Annotated in this window: 11 protein-coding genes and 1 pseudogene; 3 read left to right on the top strand and 9 right to left on the bottom strand. The window is 46.8% G+C overall.

The genetic code is table 11. The features are described from left to right. Positions 1–385: 385 nt before the first annotated feature. The 6 genes and pseudogenes from R7035_RS07910 to R7035_RS07885 all read right to left on the bottom strand — a co-directional run bounded on the left by R7035_RS07910 (position 386) and on the right by R7035_RS07885 (position 6,564). Positions 386–2,794 carry a TOTE conflict system archaeo-eukaryotic primase domain-containing protein gene (locus tag R7035_RS07910; RefSeq protein WP_318146076.1) on the bottom strand — a complete coding sequence of 803 codons (2,409 nt, stop codon included), beginning with the start codon at positions 2,792–2,794 and terminating at the stop codon, positions 386–388. A gap of 25 nt (positions 2,795–2,819) precedes the next feature. Then, positions 2,820–3,191, bottom strand: a complete 372-nt coding sequence (locus tag R7035_RS07905; protein ID WP_318146075.1) for a transcriptional regulator — start codon at positions 3,189–3,191, stop codon at positions 2,820–2,822. A gap of 99 nt (positions 3,192–3,290) precedes the next feature. Beyond that, positions 3,291–3,596 (bottom strand): type II toxin-antitoxin system HigB family toxin, encoded by a 306-nt coding sequence (locus tag R7035_RS07900; protein ID WP_318146074.1) that lies wholly within the window; start codon positions 3,594–3,596, stop codon positions 3,291–3,293. A 196-nt stretch (positions 3,597–3,792) separates the two neighbouring features. Continuing rightward, positions 3,793–4,130 (bottom strand): annotated as a pseudogene (locus R7035_RS07895) (hypothetical protein). 1 nt (position 4,131) lies between these two features. Beyond that, the gene (locus R7035_RS07890) at positions 4,132–5,382 is read right to left on the bottom strand and encodes a tyrosine-type recombinase/integrase (RefSeq protein ID WP_203344852.1); all 1,251 of its coding nucleotides are present in this window, start codon (positions 5,380–5,382) and stop codon (positions 4,132–4,134) included. A gap of 315 nt (positions 5,383–5,697) precedes the next feature. Beyond that, complete coding sequence (locus R7035_RS07885) at positions 5,698–6,564, bottom strand: YicC/YloC family endoribonuclease (protein ID WP_005395766.1); 867 nt, start codon at positions 6,562–6,564, stop codon at positions 5,698–5,700. 184 nt (positions 6,565–6,748) lie between these two features. Here R7035_RS07885 and rph point away from each other — a divergent pair, with 184 nt between their 5' ends. Together rph and pyrE are read left to right on the top strand one after the other, a co-directional pair. Continuing rightward, positions 6,749–7,465, top strand: coding sequence for a ribonuclease PH (rph, locus tag R7035_RS07880; RefSeq protein WP_031780917.1), 717 nt, complete (start codon positions 6,749–6,751; stop codon positions 7,463–7,465). Positions 7,466–7,569: 104 nt separating this feature from the next. Continuing rightward, positions 7,570–8,211, top strand: a complete 642-nt coding sequence (gene pyrE / locus R7035_RS07875) for an orotate phosphoribosyltransferase (protein ID WP_033905947.1) — start codon at positions 7,570–7,572, stop codon at positions 8,209–8,211. Positions 8,212–8,295: 84 nt separating this feature from the next. Here the strand turns inward: pyrE and R7035_RS07870 are convergent, their stop codons facing one another. From R7035_RS07870 to coaBC, 3 genes are all read right to left on the bottom strand, one after another. After that, the gene (locus tag R7035_RS07870; RefSeq protein ID WP_033905948.1) at positions 8,296–9,246 is read right to left on the bottom strand and encodes a Kdo(2)-lipid IV(A) acyltransferase; all 951 of its coding nucleotides are present in this window, start codon (positions 9,244–9,246) and stop codon (positions 8,296–8,298) included. A 6-nt stretch (positions 9,247–9,252) separates the two neighbouring features. Beyond that, on the bottom strand, positions 9,253–9,843 hold the full coding sequence (gene slmA, locus R7035_RS07865; RefSeq protein WP_005379386.1) for a nucleoid occlusion factor SlmA: 591 nt from the start codon (positions 9,841–9,843) through the stop codon (positions 9,253–9,255). A 171-nt stretch (positions 9,844–10,014) separates the two neighbouring features. After that, positions 10,015–11,214 carry a bifunctional phosphopantothenoylcysteine decarboxylase/phosphopantothenate--cysteine ligase CoaBC gene (gene coaBC, locus R7035_RS07860; protein ID WP_025768318.1) on the bottom strand — a complete coding sequence of 400 codons (1,200 nt, stop codon included), beginning with the start codon at positions 11,212–11,214 and terminating at the stop codon, positions 10,015–10,017. Positions 11,215–11,407: 193 nt separating this feature from the next. Here coaBC and R7035_RS07855 point away from each other — a divergent pair, with 193 nt between their 5' ends. After that, positions 11,408–13,081, top strand: a complete 1,674-nt coding sequence (locus tag R7035_RS07855) for a methyl-accepting chemotaxis protein (protein ID WP_318146073.1) — start codon at positions 11,408–11,410, stop codon at positions 13,079–13,081. Positions 13,082–13,106 lie beyond the last annotated feature (25 nt).

Genomic DNA, 13,106 nt, shown 5'->3' with positions numbered 1-13,106 from the left:
GGCCATCAAACTAACCAGTCAAATCGGTTTTTTATGATGACCCGTGCGCGGCTAACTGTTTGATATACATAGTCCAATACAGCGCTGTTTGGCTGCGTTCGCCAAGTGCAAAAAAATCGAGACGCCAAACGATCGTTTGCATTCTGGGTTAGAAAAAACAAACAGTTTGTACTTTGGATTCGAGGTTGGTTTAGGGTGCAAAAAGTGCCAAACCTTGCTTTGTGCCAGTACCGGCAAGGCTTAGCAGCGTTGGATTTTAATTGAGACGCCAAACAGTAAATGGGCTGATTTCCCTGTTTGGCGTTTCGATCCAAAAGCCAAACGGATAGTGGTTTTGGCGTATGGGGGGAAAGGCATGGGGAAGTGTTTAATGAAGTGCTGCTGTTTATTTTGGCTTGGTATTTGATGAAGGGACGTTTTCTAACTTCAGTGAAGGTTGCTTGTCACTGTTACCATCAATGTACTCAAGGGCGTACCCCATTGCCTTGTAGCTTTTCTCGCGTTTTTTAAACATGCGTTGCAGCATAGGGAGGGCGCAGTCTACATAGTCGTGAATGGTGACTTGTGTTTTTCCTTCCGATTCACGATGAATACGACCGGCATATTGGGCCAATGTACCTTTCCATGCGATTGGCATGGCCAAAAACAACGTATCCAGTCTTGGTAGGTCAAACCCTTCACCCACATATTTTCCTGTTGCGACGACAACTTGAGCCGATTGCAGATGATTGTCAGCATTCTTGCGTTCGGCAGCTTTCATGGCGCCTTTGAGTACGACAGTGCTTATACCCATCTCGGTAAGTCGTGAGTGTACGTACTCTGCGTGCTCTCTGCGCTCTGTAAGGACTAGCGGGTGTCCGCCATTTTGAACACATTGAGAGGCGTCTGAGACAATTTTTGAAGTGCGCTGTTGGTTATCGACGAGCCAGCGGTAGGCATCGCTTATTTTTGGGCGCACATCTGTTTTTATTAGCTCAGTTGGCGGTATATCGTAGAGCTGATGAATCATCACGGTTTGAGTAAATTGCTCATCAGGACTTTGTTTCACTTTATAGCGAATGGGCCCTGCCGCCATAAAAATGATCTTCTGATGGCCATCTTGTCGCTCTGGCGTTGCTGTTAGGCCCAATACATATTTTGCTCTTACCTCGTTGAGTACCATTTCAAACCTTGGCGCAGACAGATGGTGGCATTCATCAACAATAATGTGGCCGTAGTCTTGGATGAGAGGCGTGATGGAGTTGTCTTTTTTATTAACCAAGCTTTGGTAGGTGGCAATGTCGATAATGCCACTTGGCTTTCTTTTACCCCCGCCTATACTGCCAATGTTTACGTCGGGTAGGAACGTGCGTAATCGCTCTTGCCACTGTTCAAGCAGTTGTCGGCTATGAACCAGTATTAGGGTATTTACTTTGCGTTTTACGATCATGCCGATGGCAGTAACCGTTTTTCCAAATGCGGTCGGCGCATGCAAAATACCGAAGTCATGTTTAGATATTGCGGCCACTGCGTCACGCTGGTTCTTTCGCAAAGTGAACTCAGGGGTAAGTTTTAATAATGGTTTGCCGGTTTCACGCTTATCGTCAAACAGTGGCGAAATACTGTGCTCTTGTAGCAAAGCAATCGCGTCATCGAGACAGCCACGCGGTAGTGCAAGATAACCGTTTTCAATACGAGCACAGGAAATAAACCTTGGAATGCCATGGGTTGAAAAGCGTAACGCTTGTGTTTTAAAAAACACAGGATTAGAAAAACTCGCTAATCGCTTGAGTCCTGCCAGTAGTGGCCCAGGTAACTCGCTCATCAAAAAGTAGATATGGTTGGCCAAGGTAATGGTCACGGTTTTCGGCAAAGACTCTAATTTTATTGGTGCGGCTTTGGCTGTGATTTCCCAAGGAGGGCGGTTGTCTATTAGACCTTGTTCGGACAGTAATAGGGTATTGGGTGAAATGGTTGTTATGAGTTGAACAATACTCGATTGCGTGAGCGTTTTAAGCTCAGCAAGGTACTGCCATTGATCGTCAATCGAATTCAGGTCATTGTCAACAAAGCAGCTACGGCCTGAAAGGCGAGCCTCCTTTTGAAGTGGTAGCGCAATGAGATTGCTAAACCCTCCTTCAGGAAGGACATCTTGGTTAGGAAATAGCCTGTCATAGGAGTCAAACGATAGATTTGGAAATATTTCCATGGCCTTATCAAGCAAAGCGAAACCAAGTGCCCGAGCTTGGTTAGCTGGGATGTTGGTGTCAAAAAAGATCCATAAGTGCGCTCCGTTGCCAGAACGCGAGATTTCTATCGCGTGTGGAATATCAAACGCTTGGCACGCTTTAGACATTGCTTTGACTTCTTCTTGCCAACAGCCTTTGTCAAAATCGGCTGCCAACAAATAGCACGTATTATCTTTCAGTAAGGGATACAGCCCCACCACTTGATGACCGGCAAGGTGCCTGTAAATAATGCGCTCGTTTAGTTCGCTAAACTTTCGGTGTGAACAGTCTTGGCATTTAATGCGGGGCTTGTTACAAACCCCGTTTACCCATTCATTATCACAGGCTACGGAATAGCCACTGCGCCCCTGTTGATTTTGCCAACGATTGGCAAAGATATCCTCTCTTCCACGAAATCGTTGTCTGAATAGGGCGACTTTTTGTTCTGGCGTGAATGTCTGTACTGAACGCTCGTTTTGAGCGCTACGCAAAGCCTCTCTTAATGCGAGAAGCTGCTGCTTTTCGTTTTCAAGCTCAGCTAGCCTGTTATCAATAGCTGAAATATTTGGGTAGCGAGCGTCATTCATGACAACATAATTTTTATGCGCAGCGCTATGAAGCGCGAACTTGCGGCGGTTTGATGAGCGACTCTGCTGGAATACCTAGCCCTTCATGAAGTTTCCAAATCATTTTTAGCGTGAGTGATCGCTTATGGTTTAGGATTTCATAAACACGATTGCTTTTACCTATCATGGGTTCAAGATCTTTAACCGTTAAGCCTTTGCGCTCCATCTCAAACTTTATTGCCTCAACAGGGTCTGGCAAATCCATTGGAAAATGCTTTGCTTCGTAGGCTTCAACTAACGTAACCAAAATGTCCAGCTTTTCACCTTCGACGGCATCAGGCTCCGCCATCATTAGGTTTTCGATATCGTTTAATGCCGCGCGGTAGTCGGCATCTGTTTTAATAGGTCTGATGTCCATTATATTTACCTCTTGTTACTACCTTTTGGCTTCAAATCGTTTGCACATCAATTTTTTATTCGGCTCGTCCATGAGCCTCACCCTTCGGGCTCGCGTTGCTCATGAAAATTCGTTCCCGACGAATTTTTCGTATTGCGCATGGCTGCCGATAAACCGTATGTAAACCACTTTGTAGGCATAATTGATCCAAACAACTAACCGGTATTTATTACCGGCAATGTTAAACACGACACGCCCATCTCTGAGGATGCTGGCATTTCTAAAATCCTGTTTCACATCCGCCGGTGATCCCCAATTAGCGTTTAATACATGCCTATACCACGCTAAAGTAGGCTCTTTAGCGTCAATGTATTCTGGGCTGTCTTCCCAAAATGTTTTTAAGGTTGATAGTGCGATAATTCTCATAAACAGATGCTAGTCCCATATTGGGACTTTTGCAAATTTGTAGTTTGATTGACTGAAAGGAGTTGTTGGCACGACCCTCAATTGCCCCATTCCTTGGGGCAGTGTAATTTCCTCTTATTCACCCTCTAAAGCTCGGCATATCAAGTGTTGCCCCATTGTCCCAACTGCCCACGGTAAGTGAGCAAATGGGGGCTTGTTAGTTTCGCCTGATAGGCCTTTTCGGCATGCGGCTGCGTTTGCCATCGAAGAAGGCCAAGACTCTGAACCAATAGAGTGATTCTTCATACCCCAAGCTGTGCGTTGGACGTGGAGGCGGGATGAGCCCCAGTTTGCGTCCTAAACTGACAATCACGTAGAACATGAGTTTTAGCATTAGCCAAGGAGCGAGTACCACGAATACCATCAGGCAATGCCGAGTAAGTGCGTAGCCTATACCATGAGACTGTTCGAGTAGGGCAATGCCAATACACCAGCCAAGCCCTGCCAGCACGGCTATTGGAAAGGTAATGGGGCGAGTCGCATCATAAATTGCATGTTAATGCCCTCCTGCGTGCTGTTGCGAATGTGGCTCAAAGTTCACTAGCGGTTCAACCACATCAGCCACGGTTTGATGGGCAATACGGCGCTCTTCAAAGTAATCGTGGCGGTCGTAGATACCCTCAACGCCTTTTAGCTTATGGTTAAGACAGCGTTCGGCCACATTGCCTGCAATGCCCAAAGAGGCGGCAAGGCTGCGAAAGGTGCGGCGCAGATCGTGTACGGTGAAGTGTTCAAGTTTGCCCATTTTATTGGGAGGCTGTTTTTTGCGCCCTGGCTCGCGACCAAAGAGTTTAGAAATGGCGCGGTTCAGCGTATCTGGCCCCATATGTGGACGATGGCTTGCTCGTCTGGCTGGGAAAACATAAGGCGAGCCACAAGCGCGGATTTGCAGCTCGTTAAACCAGGCAATGGCTTGGCGCGGTAAGGGAATGCTTATCGGCACGCCAGTTTTGCTGCGTTCCTTGGGTAGGTCCCATACGCCCGTGGTTAAATCCATTTCACGCCACATGGCTTCGCACAGTTCGCTTTTACGCACGCCCAACACCAAAAACAGGCAGCAAGCGAGGTAGTTATCGCGGCCAAAGCTATTGATATGGGTATGAAACACGCTAAAGGCGTAGTGAATTTCCTCTTTGCTGAGCATCCTGTCTTTACTGGACTCCACGCCACCGGCATCGTCCACGGTAAACGCTGCGGCGGGGTTATTCAGCGTTAAATCGAGTTTAATCGCATGTCGAAACAACTGCTTCATGTACATCAAGGTGTCGTTGGCAATGGTAGGGCGGTTACTTTCTCGAATGCGTTCTAATACTTCGCGCACGTCTCGTGCGGTCACCTCAGCAATACACTTAATGCCAATGACAGGGCTTATGTCTTTGGTGTAAACCCGATACGGAATCTTGGGATGCTTTAGTCGTCTACTCAGATCGGTTCGATACCAGTCATGGAACAGTTGATCCACGGTTTCAATGTCAGGTAACTCGATTTTCTGTTTTTCTAGAAGAGGATCTATGCCGTCACGTACTTCCTTTCGAAAGTATGCGGCGGCAATTCTGGCGTCTGCCAACGACATTAAAGGAAATTGCCCCAAGGTTGCTTCTCGTCTTGCTTTGGCTGTGGTGTAGCGAATCATCCAATAAGGCGAGCCTTGTTTGCGGACGCAAAAGTATAGACCTTCACCATCTGAATATTTTTTTGGGTCGGCTTTGCTGTATGCAATAACCTGTTTTGCTGTGAGTTTTCCCATGTTTACTCCATAGTTGCTGAAATAATGGAGGGGGCAATAATGGCTGCCCACCACCGATTTGCTTATTGAATCAGCAGCTAACCTGTTGTGGTGGCGAGTTAAATGCGAAAATTGGGTAACTTACTGCCCACCAATTTGCTCACCGCAAAATGCTTATTGAGCAAAAATGAGGGGACTGCCCACCATTCTGCCCACCACTAAACAGGCAGTTGGTAACGGACGTCTGCAAACCGATTTGGGCGGGGGAAATAAAAAAGCCCTGTATTTACAAGCAAATAACAGGGCTTTTAAGACATTCTTGGACGGGTGAAAAAACTATTCGATATTTTGGATCTGCTCACGCATCTGTTCAATTAGAACTTTCAGTTCAACGCCCGATGCGGTGATGTCGGTGCTGATGGATTTCGACGCTAGCGTGTTTGATTCACGGTTGAACTCTTGCATCATAAAATCTAGACGGCGACCCACTGCGCCACCTTTTTTCAGAATGTTTGTGGTTTCTTTTACGTGAGAGTCCAAGCGATCGAGCTCTTCAGCAACATCCGATTTTTGCGCTAGCAAAATCAACTCTTGCTCGATACGAGATGGATCCAGTTCCACTTTAGCGTCTTCGAACTTCGAGAATAGTCGCTCACGTTGCCATTCTAAAATTTCTGGCATGCGGGCACGCACTTTTACGACTTCTGCAGAGATGGCGTCTAAACGCTGTTCAATCAGCGCTTTCATGTTCTCGCCTTCACGAGCGCGCGCTTCAATAAATTCATCCATTGCGCCATCAAACGCTTCTAGTAGCACTTTATTTACTGCATCCATGTCTTGCTCTGGCGTTTCCATTACCCCCGGCCATTGCATGACTTGAAATGGATTGATTCGGCTCAGTTCACCAGTCATGTGCATGACTTGTTCAGCGGCTTTAATTACCTGGCTAGCAAGCGCTTCATTGATGCTAAGCTCACCTTTTGCGGCAGGGTTTGCTTCAAAACGCAGATTACATTCTACTTTGCCTCGCGCTAAGCGCTTACGAAAGCGCTCACGTAAAACGGGCTCTAACCCGCGAAATTGCTCTGGCATGCGGAAGTATGTTTCTAAATAACGCTGGTTCACGCTGCGGATTTCCCATACCGCAGAGCCCCAATCGCCTTTTACTTCTTTGCGTGCATACGCTGTCATACTGTAAATCATCGAATTTTCCTGTCTTCATTTTTTGAAAATTACTTCAAGAGTGTATCATGCTGCGTCGATAGGTGCGCGGGATGTATGGATTGTTTATGTTGTGCCAGCGGCGTAACCTATGAATCCGGAATCGATTCCGTTATAATCTTCGCCCAACCAAATCGTCTTCTCCTCATATTTAAGGTAGATGCCCATGCGTCCAAACGATCGCAAGGCGGATCAAGTTCGCCCTATCAAAATTACTCGTAACTACACAGCTTACGCTGAAGGGTCAGTGCTAGTTGAGTTCGGTAACACCAAAGTGTTGTGTAATGCGACCGTCGAAGAATCTGTGCCACGTTGGCTAAAAGGTCAAGGTAAAGGCTGGGTTACAGCTGAATACGGCATGCTACCTCGAGCAACACATTCTCGTACTCGTCGTGAGGCGGCAAGTGGCAAACAAGGCGGCCGTACGATGGAAATTCAGCGTCTTATCGCGCGAAGCCTACGTGCTGTTGTCGATCTAAAAGCCATGGGTGAGTTCATGATCACCGTTGACTGTGACGTTATCCAAGCAGACGGCGGCACTCGCACTGCATCTATCAGCGGCGCAAGTGTTGCAATGGCCGATGCGTTCCAACACCTAGTAGATAGCGGCAAGCTAAAAGCAAACCCAATGAAAGGCCACGTAGCGGCAGTTTCTGTCGGCTTACTAGGCGACGAAGTATTGTGTGATCTTGAATACGTTGAAGATTCAGCGGCAGACACAGACATGAACGTAGTAATGACCGAAGAAGGCAAGATGATTGAAATTCAGGGCACCGCAGAAGGTGAACCGTTCAGTCACGAACAGCTGATGGCATTGCTCGAGTCGGCGAAAGTCGGCATTACGGAAATTGTCGCAGCGCAGAAGGCGGCGTTAGCCAATTGATTTAGATAGCTCCCATTATGGGGGCTATTTTTTTATCTCGACAATAGAGAAATGAATGATTGTCGAGAAGAGACACAAGAAACCAAGGACATAGAGAGAAAATAATGAAAGCATACCAGCGTGAATTTATTGAGTTTGCACTTGAGAAAGAAGTTCTTAAGTTTGGTGAGTTTACTTTGAAATCTGGCCGTAAAAGCCCGTACTTCTTTAACGCTGGTCTTTTCAATACTGGTCGTGACCTAGCGCGTCTTGGTCGTTTTTACGCAGCCGCGCTCGCTGATTCAGGCATTGAGTTTGATGTGCTGTTTGGCCCGGCGTACAAAGGTATCCCAATCGCGACGACAACAGCAGTCGCGCTGGCGGATCATCATGACGTCGACACGCCTTACTGCTTCAACCGTAAAGAAGCGAAAGATCACGGCGAAGGCGGTAACCTTGTAGGCTCTGCGCTTAAAGGCCGTATCATGCTAGTAGATGACGTAATCACAGCAGGTACTGCGATTCGTGAATCGATGGAAATCATTCAAGCAAATGGCGCAGACCTTGCTGGTGTGTTGGTTGCGATTGACCGCCAAGAAAAAGGCAAAGGTGAGTTGTCTGCGATCCAAGAAGTGGAGCGTGACTTTGGTTGTGCAATCATCTCAATCGTTAGCCTGACTGACCTTGTGACTTTCCTTGAAGAGAAAGGCACAGACAAAGAGCATCTAGAAGCAGTCAAAGCATACCGCGCAGAATACGGCATTTAATTGGTTACTTTTTCTGAAAAAGTAAAAAGGGCAGATGGATATTCATCTGCCCTTTTTTGTTTTTGGATTTATCGCCGTGACCACTTACTTATAGCGAATGCCTTTCTCGACATGCTCATCTTGCATGGTTTTATAGCGTTTATGGAGCCACATCCATTGCTCTGGAGCGCGTAGAATGACTTCTTCCACATACTTGTTCATATAAGCGGCAGCGGCGACTTCGTCTTTTTGTGGATAATCGGCTTCAATGCACTTATCGGCGATGATGTCGTATTTTCCTTCGTCATTGCGAAACCCTGAGCCTGGGATGATCGCACATTTTGAGGTATACGCCAGAATGCTCGTGCCTGTTGTCGTACACGCATCGTCTACGGCAAAGAAGGGCACAAATACTGATTTTTTGCGACCGTAATCGTGATCCGGTAAATAGAACAGACGCTCACCGCTGCGTAAAACACGAATCATCTTTTTTACATCTTTACGATCAATCAGTTTATTGCCGTTATGTGTCCGTCCCCAATACTGGATAAAGTTATAAGCAGGATTATTATGCGGACGAAACGCGCCGTACCCGGCCACGCCTAACACGGCGAAAGCACGCGCAGTGATCTCTAGATTAAGAGCATGGACACAACAAAGTAGGACGCCTTTACCTTCTTTGGCTTTTTCACGCAGTGCGCCGAGATCTTTCTCGACGATCAGGTTTTTAAAGCGCCAAGTCGGCCAGAACCAAGTGATTCCGGTTTCTATCAGTGCCATACCGGTATTTTTGAAGTTCTCTTCAACAATATGTTGAATCTCTTCAGGTGTTTTGTCTGGAAAGGCCAATTCTAAGTTACGCTGAGCAACGTGGACACGCTTTTTACCGTAGCGCATGCCAAGTTTGCCGAGTGAACGACCTAATGAAAGCAGCAGCCGATAAGGAAGAATATTGACGAGGATGGCCAACAGACCAAAACCAAGCCATACGCCCCAGTTACGAGGGTGAAGAAGTGAAAGAGAAAACTCGGGCTGCGTGTATTTGTCTTTACTCATAGTCTTTTACTTTATTTGTGCACTCAAAAGCGCCCAGTACTCGTCAAAGTTTGCAGTCGGCTGGTATTTAAAGTCGCTACGCACAAAGCGGTTTAGGCTCCCCTCAACTTGTCCCAGAATTTGCGCGGCTAGGATGCGCTCTTCGACAGGGAAAGACTTCCCTTCACGAATCTTACGTTCACGCAGGATTTGGCGCAATTGTGTTTCTATACGCTCAAAGAGTTGATTGATGCGTTCACGTAGACGTTCATTTTCAAACATTAGAGCATGACCCGACAAAATGCGTGTCAGACCTGGGTTACGTTCAGAGAACGCCAAAATAAGGTGCATCACCATACGAATACGCTCTAGTGTATCTTTTTCGTCGTCTAGAATACGGTTGATACGTGTCATCAAGGCTTCTTCAATGAACTCAATCAACCCTTCGAACATGCGCGCTTTACTTGGGAAATGACGATACAGCGCGGCTTCTGAAACGCCGACTTGCTTGGCCAGTTTTGCCGTAGTAATGCGTGAAGCGCCATCTGTTGATTCAAGCATTTCTGCCAATGCTTGTAAGATTTCTTCACGACGGTTGGATTTTTTACTGCCGGCCATTAGTTACTTCCTTTCAAAATACAAAGTTGAGCGGAGGGGATTATAAGACGCTATTTCGCCTCAAACTAGACCACTAAGGGTGGAATGGGAGATTTAACACCCTTAGTTGTCATTTTTGTACCAAATTTATGCCAGCTTTTGTAAAAAATTGGCAGGGTTTTCAAACGTTAGTTACATCAATTGATGCATTTTTTCGAGAATTTTAAAGCTCAATGCTTCTTTTGATTCCAAAGCGAGCGCAAGTTCACCTTCAGGCCAGTAAAGGGTAATTGCGTTGTCGTTGCTGTTAAATCCTTGCCCTGCAACCGAAACGTCGTTTGCACAGATCATATCGAGGTTTTTCTTTGTTAACTTGCCTCGAGCATAGGTCTCTACATCATTGGTTTCAGCCGCAAAACCGACGGTAAACGGACGCTTCTCCGTCATTGCTGCCACAGATGCAACAATATCAGGATTTTTAACCATATTAATGACCATTTCGTCGTTGTCTTCTGTCTTTTTCAACTTTTGAGACGCGATCGTTTGTGGGCGGTAGTCGGCAACGGCAGCGCAGCTAATAAAGGCATCATGCTGGTTTGCATGTGTCATAACGGCTTCGTGCATCTCTTGTGCACTGGAAACATTTATGCGCTCAACACCTACGGGCGTATTTAAACTGACAGGACCGCTCACGAGGGTGACTTTTGCTCCCATCTGCGCTGCGGCGCTCGCCAATGCATAGCCCATTTTCCCGGAGCTATGGTTAGTAATGTAACGCACTGGATCAATCGCTTCGCGAGTTGGTCCGGCGGTAATGAGTATCGACCTACCTTCTAGCAATTTTGGTTGAAAGAACTGTTCACATAGCTGTACTAGCTGCATTGGTTCCAGCATTCGACCTGGTCCTACATCACCACAGGCTTGCTCTCCTGCCGCAGGGCCCCAGATGTGCATACCACGACGCGCTAACGTAGCGATGTTCTCTTGGGTTGCGATATTGCGATACATCTGTTGATTCATCGCAGGAGAAACAGCAACAGGGGAATCCGTCGCGAGCACGAGCGTAGTAAGTAAATCGTTCCCCATGCCTGCGGACATGCGCGCGATTAAGTCCGCGGTCGCGGGCGCTAATAGCACTAAATCTGCCCATTTGGCCAATTCAATATGGCCCATAGAGGCTTCCGCTGCTGGGTCTAGTAAACTGTCCGAGACAGGACGGCCCGAAACGGCTTGCATGGTTAAAGGGGTAATGAACTCTTTTGCGGCTTTCGTCATTACAACTTGAACTTGCGCTCCTCTCTCTATGAGGCGACGGGTTAGCTCCGCACATTTATACGCGGCAATACCGCCACTGATGCCGAGTAGAATTTTCTTTCCTGCTAGTGTTTGCATGTGAGATCTCCAATTTGATGACCGGATTTTAACACAATTCAAAGTCTGACCGCCCGAGCATATATAACGAGAAGATAATTCACATCAAACTCCAGAGTATTAATCTGACCGAGGAAGGGAAAATTCTCGCCTACCTCACAGACAAGTTGCGCGGAGTTTGCAAGTCTGAAAAGAAAAAGAGGTAGTGGAAACCATGGTGTTGAAAAGTCGAAACAAATTGCTGCTGATAACCCTAATTCCGCTGTTGTTGATCACTACGTTGATCTCAGTGGTGTATTACATCAACAGCAGTAAAAGTTTGGAAGCGGAGCTAGCAAGAGACAGGCAAGAGCTCATCGAAACGAAAAAGAAAGAGTTACAAGCCTACATGATGATGGGCGTGACGGCGATAAAACCGTTATACGACGCGGATGTAAATGGAAGTAATAAAGAGGCAGCAAAAGAAATTCTGAAAGCCATGCGCTTTGAAAGCGATGGTTACTTTTTTGCCTACGACTCTCAAGGTGTGAATACGTTGCACGCCATCAAACCTGCATTAGAGGGTAAAAACCTTTACGACTTAAAAGATGAAAATGGGGTCGCAGTTATTGCGGGCTTGATTGACGCTTCTCAAAAAGGGGATGGGTTCCTCTATTTCTCGTGGCACAAACCGACCATTGACGCACAAGCGCCTAAGTTGGGCTATGCAGAATATCTATCGAAATGGGACTGGGTTTTAGGTACTGGCGTTTATATTGATGACATCGACCAGCAAGTTGCGATGCACAGAGAGTTAAAGACTCAAGAGCTAAAAGAGCATACATTATCTGCCGTGTTAATTTCCGCTATTGGATTGATCATTACCAGTGTTCTCACCAGTATCGTGGTGTCTAAAGGCATTCAGCCATTACAACATGTCGCGGCTTCATTAAAAGATGTTGCCGCAGGCGGCGGTGACTTAACGGCTCGTTTAAAAGTCGAAAGTCAGGATGAAGTTGGTGAAGTGGCGGCCGCGTTTAATGAGTTTATGGATAAGCTGCACCCACTGATGCAGGACATTCATCGCTCTGCGACGACAGTACAGACCGTTTCTCAAAGCCTGAACACTCAGACCAGCCAAGCGAGCGGTCAAATGCAGGATCACTGTTTAGAGACGGACAAAGTTGTGACGGCAGTGACGCAAATGAGCATGACTGCCAAAGAAGTAGCCAGCAATACCAATGCGACCGCGCAGGCAATTGACGATGCCAACAGTCAAGTCACCGCCGCTCAGCATGAGGTAGAGCAAGCAATAGAAGGCATTACCGAACTCGTGACGGAGATAGACAGCACGTCAGATGCAATTTCTGATTTGAGTTTACAGACCGAAAAAATAACCAAAGTGCTGGATGTGATTGGCGAGATAGCCGAGCAAACGAATTTGTTGGCCCTAAATGCGGCGATTGAAGCGGCTAGAGCCGGTGAGCAAGGTCGAGGGTTTGCCGTCGTTGCGGATGAAGTGCGCTCGTTAGCCAGTCGTACGCAAAATAGTACTCATGAAATTGGCGACATGCTCAAGCAGCTACAAAATGGTGTATCAAGAGCGGTCAGTACGATGTTGGTGAGCCAAAAACGAGGTGTCAAAACGGCGGAAGAATCTGCGCTCATTCAGCAATCTCTTTCTGGTGTTCATCATTCTATCGGAACAATTCGAGATATGGGTATTCAAACCGCGTCTGCCGCAGAAGAACAAAGTGCGGTTGCAGAAGACATCAACCAAAACTTAGTAGCTATTCAACAGATCGTGAACAACATTAATGAGACGTTGCAGCATGCCGAGTCAATCAGCACGCAGCTATCACAGTTTGGAACGGAAATTCACGGCTTGGTTGGCAACTTTAAACTCTGATGAACTGTTAAGTTGCATGGAAAGC

Origin of the sequence: Vibrio sp. 1731 (genome assembly GCF_033339955.1) — a bacterium.
Classification (GTDB): domain Bacteria; phylum Pseudomonadota; class Gammaproteobacteria; order Enterobacterales; family Vibrionaceae; genus Vibrio; species Vibrio alginolyticus.
Note: the sequence above shows the minus strand (reverse complement) of the source record. Positions and strands in the feature narration are given on the sequence as shown.